Here is a 17,428-nt window from a genome sequence, read left to right on the forward strand (position 1 = left end):
GCAACAAGATCGTTAACTTATAATACGCATAAGGTGGTATTTATTTTTGCCACTGTATAGGTATTTTTACAGACTAGATGACGGTAAGCAGCATTGTGATGTTAACCAGTGAAATCAGGGCCAGAAAAAAGATAACGATCTGAAAGGCGTAGCGAGAAGGTTTCATAGAGACTCCTGATACGGCGGGCGACAGCGCACCCGCCGTGAAGAGGTAAAGAAGGGATCAGAACCATTGGCCAAAGCGGCGGATATAGGCGCGTTTGACCAACTGAGCGACGGTGCAGTAGCCAATCAGCGTGGCGGCCAGCCAGGGGAAATATTCCCACGGTAGCGGCTGCAACCCGACCAGCGGCCCCAGCGGAGAGAACGGCAGATAGATGCCCATCGCCATCACCAGCCCGGTCATCAGCATCACTGGCAGCGCTGCTGTACTCTGAATGAACGGGATCTTCTGGGTGCGCAGCATGTGCACCACCAGCGTTTGTGACAGCAACCCCTCAACGAACCAGCCTGACTGGAACAACGCCTGATGTTCTACGCTGTTGGCGGCAAATACGAACCACATCAGCGCGTAGGTGGTAATGTCAAAAATCGATGACGTCGGCCCGATACACAGCATGAAGCGACCAATATTTTTGGCATCCCATTTACGCGGTTTACGCAGGAATTCCTTATCCATTTTGTCCCACGGCAGCGACAGCTGGGAGATGTCATACATCAGGTTCTGAATCAGCAGATGGATCGCCAGCATCGGCAGGAACGGAATAAAGGCGCTGGCGACCAGCACCGAAAACACGTTGCCGAAGTTGGAACTGGCGGTCATGTTCAGGTATTTGATGATATTCCCGAACGTTTCGCGCCCTTTGATGACCCCTTCCTCCAGCACCATCAGATTCTTTTCCAGCAGAATGATATCAGCCGACTCTTTGGCGATATCCGTGCCAGTATCGACAGAAATCCCGATATCGGCATCGCGCAGGGCGGGTGCATCGTTGATACCGTCGCCTAAAAAACCGACCGTATGACTATTGCCTTGCAGCGCTTTCAGCACGCGAGATTTTTGTAGCGGCGTCAGCCGGGCAAAAATAGTGCGCTGTTCTACCAGTACGCCGAGCTGCTCATCGCTGAGCGCATCGATAGCGTTCCCCTCCAGTACCTCACCCGGTTCTAGCCCGACATCGCGGCAGATTTTGCTGGTAATAATCGCGTTATCGCCCGTCAGGACTTTAACCGTCACGCCGTTTTCATGCAGGGCGCGAATGGCGGCAGAAGCGCTTTCTTTTGGCGGATCGAGGAACGTCAGCAGGCCGCAGATGGTCAGGCCGCGTTCATCCTCGGCGCTGAGCGGCAGCGTGCTGCCCACCGGACTCAGCTCACGGGTGCCGATCATCAGCACGCGAAACCCTTGCTGATTGTAGCTTTCTGCCAGCGTTTTCAGCGTATTACGGCGTTCATCGTCCAGTTCATAGCGCTGTCCGTTTTCACTCACGTGCGTGGCGACAGACAGCATTTCTTCTACCGCGCCTTTGCAAATCAGGCGTTGCTGGTCATACTCATCGGCAACGATGATGGACAGGCGGCGGCGAATAAAATCAAACGGCAGTTCATCGATTTTGCGATAGCGGCCCAGCGCGGCAATAGCGGAATTACGGCGACCAAACTGCATGATGGCCTGATCCATCAGGTTTTTCATGCCGCTCTGGTGTGCGCTGTTGAGCCAGGCGAGTTGCAGCACGCTCTCATCGATCTGACCCTGCGTATTCAGGTGATGCTCAAGGATGATGCGATCCTGCGTTAACGTGCCGGTTTTATCGGTGCACAGCACATCCATCGCACCAAAGTTCTGAATCGCGTTCAGGCGTTTGACCACGACTTTACGCCGCGCCATGGCAATCGCGCCTTTTGCCAGATTGGACGAGACAATCATCGGCAGCATTTCCGGCGTCAGGCCGACCGCGACCGCCAGAGCAAACAGGCTGGCCTCCATCCAATCGCCTTTTGTGAAGCCGTTAATCAGCAGCACGACGGGTACCATCACGATCATAAAGCGGATCAGCAGCCAGCTTACGCTGTTCACGCCGCGATCGAAGGCGGTTTGGGAACGGGTGCCGACGATGGATTTTGCCAGAGAGCCAAAGTAAGTATGGCTGCCGGTCGCCACGACGATGGCCGTTGCTGTACCGCTGGAAATGTTGGTTCCCATCAGGCAGATGTTGGATAACGCCAGCAGATCGCTTTCGCCGACGCAGCCCGTGGGCTGGCAGCCTTTGGCGCTGATATCGCTGAACACGTCGTATTTTTCGATCGGCAGTGATTCACCGGTCAGTACCGCCTGACTGACGAACAGATCGCGTGATTCCACCAGCCGAACATCCGCTGGCACCATATCGCCGGCGGAAAGGGTCAGAATATCGCCGGGCACCAACTGCTGAAGCGGGATCTCCTGCATGACGGCGGTGGCGCTGGCATGAGGGCGGCGCAGTACGGTGGCCGTTGTCCGCACCATGGATTTCAGCGCTTCTGCGGCTTTATTGGTCCGAAATTCCTGCCAGAAGCGCAGCAGGCCGCTCAGACTCACCATCACCAGAATGATGATCACGCCGGTGAGCGACGTCTCTTCGTTATGGCGCAGCGGTAGCCAGTAATCGGTGAAAAAGCTGATAGCGGCCAGCGCTGTCAGCACGTAAATAAATGGGTTATTAAACGCGGCGGCTAACTGCACCAGCGCGTGCGGCGCTTTCTCGTGGGCGACGCGGTTTTCGCCATAGGTTTGCTGACGCTCAATGACGTCATCATGGCTTAAGCCGTGCAGGTGGGTATTCAGGTTAGCCAGCGTTTGGTCGAGGCTGTTTTGCGCCTCGCGGGCAATCGCAAAAGTGGCCGTGGGGGTTTTACGGGCGCGGCGATACCCCGTTTGCGTGATCATATCGGTCATGATGCTGCTCTCTTAATGTTGCCTGTCCGCCACGCACGGGCGCGCATCCCGGATAAAGGGACGTAAAGCGGAGAAGAATAAAGGTATTAAGGGAGGTAAACGGCGCAGGCAGAGAGAACAGAGGGGTCGAGGAAGAAGACGGTCCTTATTCTAACGGATGCGGTTTACCGGGCCATCGAGGGTGCTCGTCCATGTTGTCTCCTTATCGCCGTATGGCGAGATATAAAATAAACAGCGTCGTCGGCTGATGAAACACATTACCTAGAAACAAAGTACGTAGAAATTGAGTACGTAAAAATTGAGTACGCAGAAACACTGTACATAGTTTAGTGGTGCAACAATAACCCCGTTTGCCTAAACCGTACGTCAACGTTTGTTCATGAGTCAGATCGAATGGACTTGTCGCCCCGCCGGGTAGCCAACGGGGCGGATGGGGATTAGTGAATTCTCAGTAAGTTGTCCTGATTGACTTTGAAGAAACGAACCGCATCGCGCAGTTGTTCGCCCTGCTCCGTCATGGCGTGCGCCGCCGTGGCGGATTCTTCAACCAGCGCGGCGTTCTGCTGGGTAACCCGATCCATTTGTTCTACTGCCACGCTAATCTCTTTGATGCCGATATGCTGCTCGTTGGAAGCCTGAGAAATCTCCGCCACGATATCGGTGACCTTTTTCACTGACAGTACAATCTCCGACATCGCCTGGCTGGCTTTGTCTGCTCGCGCAGAGCCGTCGGTAATCTTCTCGACGGTGCCTTCGATCAGCGTTTTGATCTCTTTGGCGGCGTTGGCGCTCTTCTGTGCCAGTGTCCGTACTTCGCCCGCCACAACGGCAAAGCCTTTCCCTTCGCTGCCCGCTCTGGCTGCTTCTACTGCGGCGTTCAGGGCAAGGATATTGGTCTGGAAAGCGATCCCTTCGATCACGGCGATAATATCGACGATCTTCTGTGAACTGTCGGAGATCTCATGCATGCGCTTGAGCATGTCGTCCACGATAAGCCCACCCTGAGAAGCGGTTTCCGAGGTTTGCTGCGCCAGCTGGCTGGCTTCCTTGGCGTTATCCGCATTCTGGCGCACGGTGTGTGTCAACTGCTGCATATTGGCCGATGCCTGAATCAGCGAGGCAGCCTGCTCTTCGGTACGCTGCGACAGGTCGCTATTGCCCTGAGCAATCTCGCTGGATGCCAGCGAGATGGATTCACTGCCGCTCATGATGGTATGCACGATGCCCATCAACTGTTGGTTCATGTAGTTGATAGAAGCCAGCAGGCTGCTGTTGTCCCCTTGGCGCAGTTTGATTTCCGTTGTGAGATTACCGGAGGCAATCTCGGTCATGATTTCCTGTGCGTAATGTGGGTCGCCGCCGAGCTGGCGTGAAATATTGCGTGAGATAATGGTGGCGATAACGGCGGTCGTCAGCAGAGCGAGCAGCAGCAATCCCCAAACATAGTACTGTGATGTCCGATAAGTCGAATCGGCGCTGGCGACGATATCTTTTGCCGTCGCCACCTCCATATCCACCAGCTTGGCCAGATCTTTCATTAGCTGGCTACGATACTTAGAGGAGCTTGCGCCGCTGATTTTGCTCGCCTCTGCCAGATCGCCCCGGTTCACGGTATCAATCAGCGTGGCATTGACCGAGTTAAAGCCGGAGAAATTATCGCCGATGATTTTGATCAGCGCTTTTTTATCCTCGCTGTTGGCAACGGTTTGGTAATTCTTAAACGCAGCAAGGAAAGCATCGGCGTTTTGCAGTAATTCTTTGCGGTGGCCTTCGCGCTCTTCGGGCGTTTTGGAGTCGATATACTGTATTTGCTGTAATCGCGTTTCAGACAATGTGCCGCGCATTTCCAAACTATATCGCACGCCAGGCAGGCTGTTGCTGCTTAATTCAACAATACGGCTGTTATTAACGCTAAGCTGAAGTAGTGAGACCACACCTAATAGTAGCATCATGGCTACCAGGACGGAAAACCCGAGTAATAACTTAGAAAATACTGTGAGTTGAGAAAATTTCATCGCTATTCTTATTGATTATTAGAGAGAAGGTAATAGTGATAACGGCAAATAAAATAAGATCTTTATAATGCGTAATTCGATAAAGAGAGTAGAGGATGTAAACGGGATTTAATAATAAAAAACTTAATTTTATCGATAGTAAATTCTGATTGTTTTTTGTTTTTAACTATTTTATTTTAAATTGAGCGAATGGTTGTTAAACATTGTTTTAATAAATTTTTTTATTTTTAATGTGAAGGTTGGATAATTCACAAATAGGGAAAATAAAATGTGATAGCCATCAATAATCGATAATTATTTATACCCGTCATACTTCAAGTTGCATGTGCGTTGGCTGCGTTCAGTCACCCGAATCACTTACTCAAGTAAGCTCATCGGGATTCCTTCGCTTGCCGCCTTCCTGAAACTCGAATTATTTAGGGTATGTGACTTAAAAATAATGATAATAAGTAACAGGATTCATTAGTTAAATGACAAATTATTTCTTTTTGATCGCTTCAACAATAATGACACAGCGGTAATGTCATTACCGCTGCACGATGATGCTTAGCGCAAAGTATGCCTTAGTCCAGATAGAACACCGGTTCCAGCGCATCGCTAACCGGGCTGTTATCGGGATTGGAGGGCATGACGTCGCTCATGTGCTTCCACCAGCGCTGGCAGACTTCCGTTTGTGCAATCGCTTCCCAGCGTGCTTCGGATTCGACCTCGACATAGCCGAACAGCAGATTGCGCTGTTTATCCAGAAAAATACTGTAGTGGTGCGCGCCGTGGTTTTTCAGCACTTCGGCCAGTTCCGGCCAGATAGGGTTGTGGCGATGTTGGTATTCATCGTGGCAGTCAGGAAAAACCGACATCACAAAAGCCTTACGCAACATGGATGAGTCCCCTGTAATCGTTAGCAGAACGCCACGACGTGAGGCCGTGGCGGTTTGAGGTTGAAGGTCATTTTATGCTGAAAATAATTTATGCTTAAAACTCGCTACACGCGCAGCGCGGCTTCCATGGGGGTGACGCCGAAACGTTTACCCAGTGCGATAAGCTCTTCGGTTGAGATTGTCTGCTTCTTACCGCCCATCGATATCACTTTCACCATCACTTCGGCGGATTTTTCTGCGGTATCGATCAGGCCGAAGGCCTCGTCCAGCGTCGGGCCGGTGCCGAAGATGCCGTGGAAGGGCCACAGAACCAGTGAATGACGCTTCATTTGCTCGGAGGTGGCATCGCCAATGGCGTCGGTGCCCGGCACCATCCACGGCACAATGCCCACGCCGTCCGGGAAGACCACCAGACACTCTGTGCTGCCTTCCCACAGTTCACGGGTGAATTTAGCCGTATCCAGCTCCAGCACATAGCTCAGGGCGATCAGGTTGGTCGCGTGGCAGTGCATGATGACGCGGTCGCGCCCGTGGGTCACGCCCATACGCACAATGTGCGACTGGAAATGCGAAGCCAGTTCAGACGTCGGCAGGCCGCCGTTGGTGAGCCCCCAAAAAATGCGGTAGCCTTTGCCGTCACTATCAACCTGCAATACCACCAGCGAATCGGCGGGATCCAGTTGAACGTTGCGGAAAAATTTGCCGGAGCCAGTGACGATAAACCAGCAGTCTGCCAGCGCCGGCATCGGCTGTGATAGCGCTTCATGGCGCGGCTGCGGGTAGAAATCGCTTTCATAAGGCGTCACATCCTCAGCCGTCAGGCGCAGGCTGACGTTACCGCCGTTACGTTCGTCCCAGCCTTTGAGCCACATGTCGCTGGTGGCTTTAATCATTCCCTGTACAAACCAGGAAGAGAGAATTGCTTGCATAGTCTTACCCTTGACGTTGAGTGAGGATGGTTTCTTCATACTGACGCACCTGTTGCAGCCATTCGCTGCCCGGAAGTACGTCATGACGCTGGCAGTAGTGTTCCCACACTGCCTGCCACGGCAGCGATTTTTGCTCTTCCAGTAGGGCCAGACGCGCGGTGTAATCGCCGTTTTGTTCCAGTTTGCGCAGCGTTTCCGTGGGTTCCAGCAGCGCACGCAGCAGGGCTTTCTTCATATTGCGTGTGCCGATAACCCAGGCGGCGATGCGGTTGATAGAGGCATCAAAGAAGTCGAGCCCGATATGCACGCGATTAAGCAGCTTATGGCGTACGATTTCGTGTGCGATGGCCTGCGTTTCGTCATCCAGCAGCACCACATGATCGCTGTCCCAGCGTACCGGGCGGCTGACGTGCAGCAGCAGGCGCGGGACGTACAGAATGGCACTGGAGATCTTGTCGGAAATCACTTCGGTCGGGTGGAAGTGTCCGGCATCCAGACAGAGCGCAGTGCCGCGACTGGCTGCGTAGCCGAGGTAGAATTCATTGGAGCCGACGGTAAAGCTTTCCGCGCCGATTCCGAACAGCTTACTTTCCACCGCGTCAATATGGTGTGCCTGATCGAGCGGTTCAGCGATGATCTCATCCAGTGCGCTGAGTAGCCGTTGGCGGAACGCCAGACGATCGATGGTTAAATCTTTCATGCCGTCCGGCACCCAGATGTTCATCACGGATGGCGTACCGAGTTCGCGACCGAAGTAGGCAGAAATCCGGCGGCTGGCCTGACAGTGTTCAATCCAGAAGCGGCGTACTTTTTCGTCCGGGTGCGACAGGGTAAAACCGTCTGCGCTCAGCGGATGAGAAAAGCAGGTCGGGTTAAAATCCAGCCCGAGCTGGTGGCGCTTGGCCCATTCAACCCAGGTGCGGAAATGCTCGGGGGCTATCTCGTTACGGGCGACGGGCTGCGCGGATTCCAGATAGATGGCGTGCAGGTTCAGCCGCTTGGGGCCGGGGATCAGCGCAAAGGCCTGTTCCAGATCGGCACGCAGTTCATCCGGCGTACTCGCTTTGCCGGGGTAGTTGCCGGTGGCCTGAATGCCGCCAGTCAGCGGCCCGCCAGTGTTCTCGAATCCGGCCACATCATCACCCTGCCAGCAGTGCATTGATACCGGAATCTGATCGAGCTGTTCCAGCGCAGCTTCTACGTCAATATTCAGGCTGGCGTAACGCGCTTTCGCCAACTGCCAGGCGGTTTCAATTGGTGTGCTCATTGCGTGGTCTCCTTTTTGCCCTTTGGGGCGGTTTCTGGCTGGCTGAGCGCCTGAAAACGACGCCAGTGCCCGGCAAAATCACTCTCCGCACGCGGGATATAGCGATGCAGAGGGAAGTTATGAGTCAGCATGTGCCGGAATGCGGCAAGGTCGGCGACGGCGCCCAGCGCCATCAGCTGGCAGCCGATATTGCCAAGCGTCGAGGCTTCGACCGGCCCAGCCAGAACCGGAATCTGGCACACATCGGCGCACAGCTGGTTCAGGAAGGCGTTCTGGCTGCCGCCGCCGACAATGTGCAACTGGCGGATCGGTGCGTGGCGCAGTTCGCCCAGTTCCAGCACCACCTGTCGGTAGAGCAGCGCGAGGCTGTCAAAGATGCAGCGTGCCAGCTCGGCATCGCTTTGGGGCACGGGCTGGCCGTGCTCACGGCAATAGTCGCGGATCGCCTGATGCATAGACGGTGGATTGATAAAGCGCTCGTCATTCGGGTTAATCAGGCTGGCGAAGGCGGGCAGGGCGGCGGCAGACTGAATCAGCGCGCCTAACTCCTTGATGTCACGTTCCTGGCAAACCCGCTGTAGCAGCCACAGGCCCATGATGTTTTTCAGCACCCGATAGGTACCGTCCACGCCACCTTCGTTGGTGATATTGGCGGCCAGCGCCTGCGGACTGTTAAACGGCGTGTCGCTCTCAATGCCCATCAGCGACCAGGTGCCGGAGCTGAGATAAGCGCTGTCACGGCTCTGCAATGGCGCGCCGACCACCGCGCTGGCGGTATCGTGCGTGGCGACGGCGGTGACGGGAATTTGCCGTCCGCTCGGTGCTGTCCAGTTTCCCACTGCGTGCCCCGGCTGCACGGGTTCGCTCAGCCAGCGGCGTGGGACACCCAGATAATCCAGCAGCGTGCCGTCCCAGGTTTTCTTTTCCAGATTAAGTAGTTGGGTCGTACTGGCGTTGGTGTATTCGCAGATCAGATTCCCCGTGAGGCGATAGTGAAAATAGTCAGGGATCATCAGCAGGTGTGCTATCTGATTCAGGTTTTCAGACGGCGCATCGCACAGCGCTTTAAGCTGGTACAGCGTATTAAACGGCAGAAATTGAATACCGGTACGCTGATAGATCGCCTCACGCCCCAGTTCGGCAGTGACGGTAGCCATCACGCCGTCGGTGCGGTGGTCGCGATAGGAATACGGCAAACCAATGCGCTGCCCGTCCTTATCGAGTAGCACATAGTCCACGCCCCAACTGTCGATCCCAATGCTATCCGGAGCGATACCCATGGCATCGATTTGGTGTAACCCCATGAGGATATCGCGTTCCAGCGCGGCGAGATCCCACTGGTGATGGTTGTCCTGAAACACCAGCGTATTGCTGAAACGGTGAATTTCTTTCAGCGTCAGATGCTGCGTTGCGGTGTGTAAGGTTGCCAGCATGACCCGACCACTGGATGCACCTAAATCCACCGCCACGATATTCTTCACCGCCATAGCCGCACTCCTTATTGTTGGATGTGTTGCAGTGTAAAGAGCGGCAACCGCAGCCACCTTCCTATGAGTGCCATCAACAACAGGCGGCTGGCAAAATGACAAAGCTGACCGTGAAAGGGCTCACAATCTGGGAAATTATTCAGGAAATAACCACGAAAAAATCAGGGGAAAAGCGGTGTGATCCTTACCACACTTCAATCAATTGGGCGGTGCGATCTTAAAAAAAGAGCAGCCAGACGGCACGTGGGTGACGGTAATTGAAGGTCGGTTCTGTGGCTTCTGGCTACCCTTTTTCAAAGGCCGCATTTTTGCCAGAGGCTGAATGGAGAACTGAAATGACGTTACTTCGTGGTGATGATTTTTTTACTTCGCGTGCCGTAACGGTTGCGGTAGAACCGCGCACGCCGCAAACGGCGTTTCCTGAGCACTACCATGATTTCTGGGAAATTGTGCTGGTGGAACAGGGCGCTGGCGTCCATGTGTTTAACGATCAGCCCTATGCGCTGTGCAGCGGTTCGGTGTTCTTTGTTCGCGATAACGACAGGCATCTGTTTGAAGACGTGGAAGGGCTGTGCCTGACCAACATGCTGTACCGCTCGCCGCGCGGGTTTCGCTTCCTTTCCGACATCGCCGCATTCTTGCCATATGGCCCGAACGGCGAGTGGCAGGGGCAGTGGCAGGTGAATGCGGTGGGGATGCAGCAGTTGAAGCAGTCCTTGAACAGCCTGGCTGAATTAGCGCAGAGCGATGCGCCGGAAGCGATTGCCGCCAGTGAGAGCCTGTTTCTGCACATTCTGGTGCAGTTGCGTCAGCAGTGCTTCCAGACGCAGGCCAATGGCTCCGAGCGTCAGGGAGTGCAGGCGCTGTTGGGCTGGCTGCAAAACAACTACAGCGAAGAGGTGAACTGGGGCAGTCTGGCCGATCAGTTCTCGCTACCGCTGCGCACGCTGCATCGCCAGCTCAAACAACACACTGGTATGACGCCACAACGCTATCTGAATCGGTTAAGATTACTGGAGGCTCGTCGGCGGTTGCAGCAGAGTGATGACTCTATCACCACCATTGCGCACGCCTGTGGATTTAGCGACAGCAATCACTTCTCGACGCAATTCCGCAAGGCATTCTCGCAGGCGCCTAAATCACTACGCCATCAGGCGTTTTCTCGTGAAGAGTAGGTAACGGCAACGACGGGTGAGGGAATGGCGACAGCAGTACGGGGTTTGAAATTACAGACTGAAGACTATTTCCTCACCGACAAGAATGCCGTGATGGTTGCCGAACGGCACCCGCAGCCGGCGTTTCCGTTGCATCATCATGATTTTGACGAACTGGTGATTGTCTGGCGTGGCAATGGCCTGCACCTCTGGAACGATGTGCCTTACCGCATTACCCGTGGCGATATGTTCTATGTCTCCGCGAACGATCGCCACAGCTATGAGTCCGTCAACGGGCTTGAGCTAGACAACATCCTCTATATCCGCAATCGTCTGACGTTATCTGCTGACTGGCAAATGTTACTGCCGGGCGGAGAACGTCCACAAAGCCAGCGTCACTGGTGTTTAGGCTCGGAAGGCATGGATACCCTTCGCGAGAAAGTGGATGCGCTGAGGCAGGAGTGCATGAAGTCGGATGCGCTGTCGTTGCAACTGAGTGAAGCGCTGCTGTTGCAGATTGCGCTGCTGGCGGCGCGCTACCGCCACACGCCGGATAATCCACAACTGGCCGATGCGCACCAGCTAGATATGTTGATGAATGCGCTGCGTGCCAGCATTGCAACACCGTTCCGTTTTGAAGCCTTCTGCGAACAGCACCACTTCAGCGCCCGCAGTTTACGTTCGCGCTTTAAAGAACAAACCGGCATGAGCGTGCCGCATTACCTGCGTCAACTGCGGCTATGCAAGGCGATGGAACTGCTGCGTTATGACCTGCAACCTATTGGCGACGTTGCCGCGCTGTGCGGTTTTGAAGACAGCAACTACTTCTCTGTGGTGTTCCATCAGGCGTTCGGCGTCTCACCCAGCGCCTACCGTCAGCGCTTCCTGAATGTGGAGTGACGGCGCTTTTTAGCTATTGGGTGCGATGAATCAATGACGGGTTAATAGTGGTAGCGGCAGGCGGCGAGCATCATGGCGTCATCGGTGATGGCATAAACCAAACGATGTTCTTCGGTGATACGGCGCGACCAGAAACCAGCAAGATTATGTTTAAGTGGCTCTGGTTTTCCTTTTCCCTCAAAAGGTGTTCTGCGCGTTTCTTTTATTAATTCATTGATCTTTTTGACCATCCGCTTATCGATGTCCTGCCAGTACAGGTAGTCTTCCCATGCTTCTTCTGACCAGATTAGTTTCACTCAATGATATCTCTTTCTTCGCCATTGCCAGCCTTAAGGCTCTCGATTGAGTTCATCAGTCTTTTTGCATTTGCTGGTGAACGCAGTAAATACGCGGTCTCCTCTAGAGAGTTATACTCTTCCAAAGACATCAGCACGCAGGCTTCACCATTCTGTCGGGTGATAAGTATGGGAGCACGGTCTTCGACCGTTTTCATCATGGTCGCCGATAGATTTTGTCGGGCTTCACTGTAGCTAATTGTACGCATTTTTACCTCCTGATATGTACTTATCATTGTACAATGTCGCCGCGTTTTTAACCACCCAATCTTTCTTCAACAGCGCTACTCCGCCACCGTTGAAAGCAGCAGGCGCGTGTAAGGGTGCTGTGGCTGATTGAAGATCTGCTCGACCGGCCCCGTTTCTACGATATCCCCATCTTTCATGACCGCGATGCGGTGGCTCATATGTTGTACCACACCCAGATCGTGGGAGATGAACAGCATGGTCAGCCCCAACTGGCGCTGCAACGCCACCAGCAAATCCAGCACCTGCGCCTGTGTCGTGACGTCCAGCGCCGATACCGGTTCGTCGCAGATCAGAATCTCGGGTTCTGAAGCCAGCGCCTGTGCGATGGAGACGCGCTGACGTTGCCCGCCGGACAGCGCTCTTGGACGGCGGCTCAGCAGATCGGGCGTCAAGCCGACATACTCCAGCAGCGTCAGAATGCGCCGCTGTTTCTCATCGTCGCTCAAATCGCGGCGCAAACGCAGCGGCTGGTTCAGAATCTGGGCGACGGTAAATTGCGGATCGAACGAACTGAGCGGATCCTGCGTGATCGTCTGAATGCGCGCGCGTAGCGGTCGGCGCTCGCGTTCTGTTAACGTACTCCAGGCATTGTCCGTGAGTCGAACTTCGCCGCTATCTGGCTTTTGCAGCGCCAGAATGACTTTCCCCAGCGTGGTTTTGCCGGAGCCGGATTCGCCGACGATGCCCAGCGTTTCGCCGCGTTTGATCTGGAGAGAAACCTGATTGACGGCCTGCATCCGGCTACCGTCTGGGCGCTTGAACGACACCGCAATCTGTTCCGCCGTCAGGACGATAGCGTCGTCGGTGTTGGTGTGATCCGCTGCCAGAGACGCAGGTGACGGCGCAATGCCGCTCTGCAACGGGTCGGCACCGGCCAACCATTTTCCACGGGTAGACGCGGTGGGTATCGCCGCCAGCAGCTTGCGGGTGTAGGGATGTGTCGGCGCTGACAGAATCTGCCGCGCCTCACCGCCTTCTACCAACGATCCTTGTTGCATGACGATGACGCGATCCGCCACCTCAGCGACGACGGCAAGATCGTGGGTGATCAGTAAAACGCCGTGCCCTGCCTGCGCCAATGCCGTGAACACCTTCAGCACCTGCTTTTGCACCGTGGCATCCAGCGCGGTGGTCGGCTCATCGGCAATCAACAGCTGTGGACCCGCCGCCAACGCGGAAGCGATAAGCGCACGCTGGCGCAGCCCGCCGGACAGCTCATGCGGATACTGCGCCGCGCGATTCTCTGGATCGGGAATGCCTGCCTTCGTCAGGAGTTCAGCGACGCGTGCGGGAACCTGCTGGCGAGGCAACAGGTGATGGGTCAGAATCGGTTCGGCGACTTCCTGCCCGATCTTGCGCAGTGGGTCGAGAGACACCAGCGCATCCTGCAAAACAAAGCCGATTTCACGGCCGCGAATCGCCCGCCAGTCGCGATCGGTCAGATAGCGTAAATCACATAGACTGCCGTCATGGCGCGTGAGCTCAATCGCGTTTGCCTGTACGTCAACGTTTTCACCGGCCAGACCCACCAGCGTGCGAGCGGTGACGGATTTCCCTGAACCCGATTCGCCGACCAGCGCCAGAATTTCTCCGGCATTCACCTGAAAAGAGAGGTTTTTAACCGAACGAATGGGGCCGAAAGGGCTGGGGAAGGTAACGCTCAGGCCGTCTACGCGCAGCAGCGGCGTCTTCGCGGACGCTTCTGAGGATGAATGAGAGGGGTGAGGAAGTGTATTCAGGCTCATCGTGCCTCTCCTTTTGCCAAAATGGCCTGTAAACGACGCCCCAGCAGCGTGATGGAAATCACCGACAGTGCGACGACGCTGGCGGGCAGCAGGCTGACCCACGGTGCGATATCAAGGAAGTTGCGTCCGTCAGCCAGTAGCGCGCCCCATTCGGCGGTCGGTGGCACGACGCCCAAGCCCAGAAAACTCAGCGCCGAGGCGGACAGCACCGCGTGGCCGACGCCAATGGTGGCGACAATCAGCAGCGGGCGCAGCGTATTGGGAATGATATGGCGGAAAACGATATACAGCGGGTGTTCACCCAATGCAATCGCGTGTTCGACATAGCCGGATAGCCTGACTTGCAGCACCTGAGAGCGAATTAAACGCGCATAGCCGGCAATCCCCGCCAGCCCAACGGCCAGCATGGTGTTTTCCGGTCCGCGTCCCAGAACGGCGATCACCAGCAGCGCCAGCAGTAGATCGGGAAACGCCAGCATGATATCCAGCAGGCGCACCAGAACCTGACGGATGCGCAGCGGCGCGAGCACTGATAGCGTGCCAAACAGCACGCCGCCGAAGCAGGCGATCAGCATCGCGCCGACGCCGATGCCCAGCGACAGCGAGGTGCCGTGCACGATGCGGGAAAAAATGTCGCGTCCCAGTTGATCGGTGCCGAACCAATAGGTGGCGTTCGGCGGCTGAAATACCGCGCCCATATCCATTTCATCGGCGGTACGACTGGTAAACAGCGAGGGGAAAAATACCGCCAGCGCCAGCAGGAAAACGATAGCGGCAGGCAATAGCGTCGCCGTGCTTAGCCACGGGCTGCGATAGGTTTTTCTTGAGGGCGTCTGCGTAAAGGGCATCGGTTCACTACTCATGGGCGCTCGCCTTCTTGCGTAAGCGGGGATCGATGATGAGATACAGCGCGTCCACCAGCAGGTTGATGACGACGAACAGGAATGCGGACAGCATGACGACACCCAGCACCAGCGGCATGTCGCGGTTTTCAATCGCGCTCAGCGTGACCTGCCCGATACCCGCGCGGCCAAAGACGGTTTCAGTCAGCACGGAACCACCAAGGACGCTTGCCAGTAAGGTGCCGGTCAGCGTTGAGGCCGCCAGCGCCGCATGGCGCAAACCGTGGCGGAAACGTAACCGGATTTCACTGACGCCGCGTGTGCGCACGGTGAGCGAGAACGGTTGGGAGAGTGCCTCTTCCAGACCGTCACGCAGTACCTGACTCAGAATCGCGGCAATCGGTAGACTCAACGTGATAACCGGTAGCACCAGCGACATCACGCCATCGTTGCCGGTGACCGGAAACCATTGCAGACGAAAGCTGAACAGGCTCAGCAGTACGATACCAATCCAGTAGACCGGCGTGCTAAGCAGCGTCAGCTCCAGCCAGGAAATGGTGGTACGCAGTGCACCATAGCGGCCTGCGGTCAGCAGCGCGCTGGTGATGGCAAGGAGCAACGCCAGAACCAGGCCGCCGAGCGCCAGCGGCAGGGTTTCATGCATCGCATCGCTAATCACGCTGCCGACCGGCAGACGATAGAGATAGCTGACGCCAAAATCACCCTGTAGCGCCTGTCCGCAGTAGCGCAGATATTGCACCCACAGCGGCTGGTCGAGCCCGAATTGTTTGATGAGTACGGCGCGATAGGCTTCATCCACCACGTTATCGCCGCCGCTAAGAATGGCGACCGGATCGCCGGGGATCAGTTTGACGGCAATAAACGTCAATGTGGCTGCGCCCCAGAGCACAGCCAGAATGGTGAAGAGACGTTTGCCTAACGCGGACAGATTAACGTTTAATCCAGACATCATAGAAGTTCGGTTTTGCGTTGGTGGCCCAGCCTATGCCCTGTACCTGCTTGGACAGGCCGAGTTGGTAGGCAGGAATGTACAGCGGAACCACATACGCCTGATCGATGACCTCACGCTGTATTTCGCTATAGAGCTGTTTACGCTCTGCTTCGCCCGCGCCGATGGCTTTTCTCAGCTTGTCATTCAGCACGCTGATGCGCGTAAAGTTGTTGCCGTTCGGTGGCGCATAGGCCGAATCGAAAACGGTACGCAGAATATCCGGTTCTGCACGCACGAAGAAGTTGGAGGCGATATCATACTCATTGGCATTGGTACGCGTGGTGAATTCACCCGCATCAACCGGCGTCAGTTTGACTTCAAAGCCCGCCTGCTTCACCTGATATTGCACGGCCTGGAACAGTGCGACATCTGCGGCTTCAACGTTGGTTGAGGCGTAAACGAAGCTGACGCTCAGGCGCTTGCCATCTTTGGTTCGGAAGCCTTCGCCGTCTTTCTGTTTCCAGCCTGCGTTATCCAGCAGTTCGTTGGCTTTTTTCACATCGAAGCCCCAGCGGGAGGCGACGCTCGGATCGTAGTACAGCGTGGCGGGGCCGAGAACGTTATCAGCGGCTTTCAGCGTACCAAAGAAAGCGACTTTCACCGCCGCGTTGGTATCTACAGCACTCTGGAATGCCTTACGCACCGCGACATCCTGGAAAGGGCCTTTGGTGGTATTGAGATAGAGCACGCGGTTAACGCCCGGGTTCTCATAGGTGATCACTTCCAGCTTCGGATTGCGCTTCACCGTTGGGAAATTGGCGGGTGGCACGGCGTCAATTGCCTGAATCTGACCGCTGCTCAGTGCGCCAAGGCGAACCGATGCTTCCGGCAGATATTTGAACACCAGACCGTCCAGATAGGCTGGACCCGTGTGTTTGGCATAACCCGGTCCCCAGTTGTAATCAGGGCGTTTCGTCAGCTTACTGCCGCTGCCTTTTACAAAGGAATCGAGAATAAACGGCCCGGAACCCACCACGGTGTTACTGGTATTTGGCGTGTTCTTCAGGTACGTCGGTGATTGAATGCCCAGATAAGGCAGGCTCAGCCCCTGTAGCAGCGCCGCAAACGGTGAGCTGTAGTGGATCACTATCGTATAGTCATCCGGCGTTGAGATCTTGTCGATAGGGCCTAACAGCGATTTCGCGTAGCTGGAGGTGGTTTTCGGATCGAGAATACGCTCGATGTTGTATTTCACCGCTTCGGCGTCCAGCTTGGTGCCGTCGCTGAACGTCACGTCTTTACGCAGATGGAAGGTGTATTCGGTGTTGTTGTCGTTAATTTTCCAGCTTTCCGCCAGCCAGGGCGTAAAGCGGTTATCTTCCGCCTGTCCTACCAGTGAATCCACCACGTTACGTGCAATCAGTGCTGTTACACCGTAGGCCGTAATGTGCGGGTCGATAATCGGCGTATCGCTGCCCAGCCCGACATTCAGGACACCGCCAGACACCGGTTTTTCACCGTTTTGTGCAGCATAAGCACCGGGATTGAGTGCGAAAAGTAACGAGAGTAACCCTGCGGCGAGAGTCGTAACTTGCGGATGATTTTTTTCCATTCCCTGTGTCCTTTACGAATGACATGAGGCCATACACGGCGGTCTTTTCGCTACTCTAGAGGGCGGTCTTATGCATGTAAAAGAATAAAAATGGATTTTCAATTCCATAAAAATATATATGCGGGAGA

At 55.3% G+C, this 17,428-nt stretch carries 14 protein-coding genes; 2 read left to right on the forward strand and 12 right to left on the reverse strand.

The genetic code is table 11. From position 1 onward, the window contains the following. Nucleotides 1-223: 223 nt before the first annotated feature. The 6 genes from mgtA to rhaB form a co-directional block, all read right to left on the reverse strand. Nucleotides 224-2,935, reverse strand: a complete 2,712-nt coding sequence (gene mgtA / locus R9X49_RS12960; RefSeq protein ID WP_319848801.1) for a magnesium-translocating P-type ATPase — start codon at nucleotides 2,933-2,935, stop codon at nucleotides 224-226. 437 nt (nucleotides 2,936-3,372) lie between these two features. Next, nucleotides 3,373-4,950 carry a methyl-accepting chemotaxis protein gene (locus tag R9X49_RS12965; RefSeq protein ID WP_319848802.1) on the reverse strand — a complete coding sequence of 526 codons (1,578 nt, stop codon included), beginning with the start codon at nucleotides 4,948-4,950 and terminating at the stop codon, nucleotides 3,373-3,375. Between the two features lie 563 nt (nucleotides 4,951-5,513). Further along, nucleotides 5,514-5,828 carry an L-rhamnose mutarotase gene (gene rhaM / locus R9X49_RS12970; protein WP_319848803.1) on the reverse strand — a complete coding sequence of 105 codons (315 nt, stop codon included), beginning with the start codon at nucleotides 5,826-5,828 and terminating at the stop codon, nucleotides 5,514-5,516. Nucleotides 5,829-5,932: 104 nt separating this feature from the next. Next, nucleotides 5,933-6,757 (reverse strand): rhamnulose-1-phosphate aldolase, encoded by an 825-nt coding sequence (rhaD, locus tag R9X49_RS12975; RefSeq protein ID WP_010285281.1) that lies wholly within the window; start codon nucleotides 6,755-6,757, stop codon nucleotides 5,933-5,935. Nucleotides 6,758-6,761: 4 nt separating this feature from the next. Then, nucleotides 6,762-8,024 carry an L-rhamnose isomerase gene (locus R9X49_RS12980; RefSeq protein ID WP_319848804.1) on the reverse strand — a complete coding sequence of 421 codons (1,263 nt, stop codon included), beginning with the start codon at nucleotides 8,022-8,024 and terminating at the stop codon, nucleotides 6,762-6,764. Next, nucleotides 8,021-9,511, reverse strand: coding sequence for a rhamnulokinase (rhaB, locus tag R9X49_RS12985; protein ID WP_319848805.1), 1,491 nt, complete (start codon nucleotides 9,509-9,511; stop codon nucleotides 8,021-8,023). The genes R9X49_RS12980 and rhaB overlap by 4 nt, the downstream gene beginning before the upstream one ends. Before the next feature lie 335 nt (nucleotides 9,512-9,846). Here rhaB and rhaS point away from each other — a divergent pair, with 335 nt between their 5' ends. Beyond that, entirely contained in the window at nucleotides 9,847-10,686 is an 840-nt protein-coding gene (gene rhaS, locus R9X49_RS12990) for an HTH-type transcriptional activator RhaS (RefSeq protein WP_180743131.1), read from the forward strand. Nucleotides 10,687-10,710: 24 nt separating this feature from the next. Further along, nucleotides 10,711-11,565 carry a helix-turn-helix domain-containing protein gene (locus tag R9X49_RS12995; RefSeq protein ID WP_319848806.1) on the forward strand — a complete coding sequence of 285 codons (855 nt, stop codon included), beginning with the start codon at nucleotides 10,711-10,713 and terminating at the stop codon, nucleotides 11,563-11,565. A gap of 41 nt (nucleotides 11,566-11,606) precedes the next feature. On the opposite strand, the gene R9X49_RS13000 is transcribed toward R9X49_RS12995, so the two are convergent. From R9X49_RS13000 to R9X49_RS13025, 6 genes are all read right to left on the reverse strand, one after another. Continuing rightward, the gene (locus R9X49_RS13000) at nucleotides 11,607-11,861 is read right to left on the reverse strand and encodes a Txe/YoeB family addiction module toxin (RefSeq protein WP_319848807.1); all 255 of its coding nucleotides are present in this window, start codon (nucleotides 11,859-11,861) and stop codon (nucleotides 11,607-11,609) included. After that, nucleotides 11,858-12,109, reverse strand: a complete 252-nt coding sequence (gene yefM, locus R9X49_RS13005) for a YoeB-YefM toxin-antitoxin system antitoxin YefM (RefSeq protein WP_039324900.1) — start codon at nucleotides 12,107-12,109, stop codon at nucleotides 11,858-11,860. Before yefM ends, R9X49_RS13000 begins: the two co-directional genes overlap by 4 nt. A gap of 75 nt (nucleotides 12,110-12,184) precedes the next feature. Beyond that, nucleotides 12,185-13,894 (reverse strand): ABC transporter ATP-binding protein, encoded by a 1,710-nt coding sequence (locus R9X49_RS13010; protein ID WP_319848808.1) that lies wholly within the window; start codon nucleotides 13,892-13,894, stop codon nucleotides 12,185-12,187. Continuing rightward, on the reverse strand, nucleotides 13,891-14,757 hold the full coding sequence (locus R9X49_RS13015) for an ABC transporter permease (RefSeq protein ID WP_180743127.1): 867 nt from the start codon (nucleotides 14,755-14,757) through the stop codon (nucleotides 13,891-13,893). Before R9X49_RS13015 ends, R9X49_RS13010 begins: the two co-directional genes overlap by 4 nt. Beyond that, nucleotides 14,750-15,709: an ABC transporter permease gene (locus tag R9X49_RS13020; RefSeq protein WP_319848809.1), complete on the reverse strand. Its 960-nt coding sequence runs from the start codon at nucleotides 15,707-15,709 to the stop codon at nucleotides 14,750-14,752. Before R9X49_RS13020 ends, R9X49_RS13015 begins: the two co-directional genes overlap by 8 nt. Then, nucleotides 15,687-17,300: an ABC transporter substrate-binding protein gene (locus R9X49_RS13025; protein WP_319848810.1), complete on the reverse strand. Its 1,614-nt coding sequence runs from the start codon at nucleotides 17,298-17,300 to the stop codon at nucleotides 15,687-15,689. The genes R9X49_RS13020 and R9X49_RS13025 overlap by 23 nt, the downstream gene beginning before the upstream one ends. Between the last annotated feature and the right edge of the window lie 128 nt (nucleotides 17,301-17,428).

Origin of the sequence: Pectobacterium carotovorum, assembly GCF_033898505.1 — a bacterium.
Lineage (GTDB): Bacteria > Pseudomonadota > Gammaproteobacteria > Enterobacterales > Enterobacteriaceae > Pectobacterium > Pectobacterium carotovorum_J.

What these genes read in the sequence shown, in the direction of transcription:
- rhaS (WP_180743131.1), top strand. Translation starts at nt 9,847, where the DNA reads ATGACGTTACTTCGTGGTGATGATTTTTTTACTTCGCGTGCCGTAACG.
- R9X49_RS12995 (WP_319848806.1), top strand. Translation starts at nt 10,711, where the DNA reads ATGGCGACAGCAGTACGGGGTTTGAAATTACAGACTGAAGACTATTTC.
- yefM (WP_039324900.1), bottom strand. Translation starts at nt 12,109, where the DNA reads ATGCGTACAATTAGCTACAGTGAAGCCCGACAAAATCTATCGGCGACC.
- rhaD (WP_010285281.1), bottom strand. Translation starts at nt 6,757, where the DNA reads ATGCAAGCAATTCTCTCTTCCTGGTTTGTACAGGGAATGATTAAAGCC.
- R9X49_RS13025 (WP_319848810.1), bottom strand. Translation starts at nt 17,300, where the DNA reads ATGGAAAAAAATCATCCGCAAGTTACGACTCTCGCCGCAGGGTTACTC.
- R9X49_RS13010 (WP_319848808.1), bottom strand. Translation starts at nt 13,894, where the DNA reads ATGAGCCTGAATACACTTCCTCACCCCTCTCATTCATCCTCAGAAGCG.
- mgtA (WP_319848801.1), bottom strand. Translation starts at nt 2,935, where the DNA reads ATGACCGATATGATCACGCAAACGGGGTATCGCCGCGCCCGTAAAACC.
- R9X49_RS13020 (WP_319848809.1), bottom strand. Translation starts at nt 15,709, where the DNA reads ATGATGTCTGGATTAAACGTTAATCTGTCCGCGTTAGGCAAACGTCTC.
- rhaM (WP_319848803.1), bottom strand. Translation starts at nt 5,828, where the DNA reads ATGTTGCGTAAGGCTTTTGTGATGTCGGTTTTTCCTGACTGCCACGAT.
- rhaB (WP_319848805.1), bottom strand. Translation starts at nt 9,511, where the DNA reads ATGGCGGTGAAGAATATCGTGGCGGTGGATTTAGGTGCATCCAGTGGT.
- R9X49_RS12980 (WP_319848804.1), bottom strand. Translation starts at nt 8,024, where the DNA reads ATGAGCACACCAATTGAAACCGCCTGGCAGTTGGCGAAAGCGCGTTAC.
- R9X49_RS12965 (WP_319848802.1), bottom strand. Translation starts at nt 4,950, where the DNA reads ATGAAATTTTCTCAACTCACAGTATTTTCTAAGTTATTACTCGGGTTT.
- R9X49_RS13015 (WP_180743127.1), bottom strand. Translation starts at nt 14,757, where the DNA reads ATGAGTAGTGAACCGATGCCCTTTACGCAGACGCCCTCAAGAAAAACC.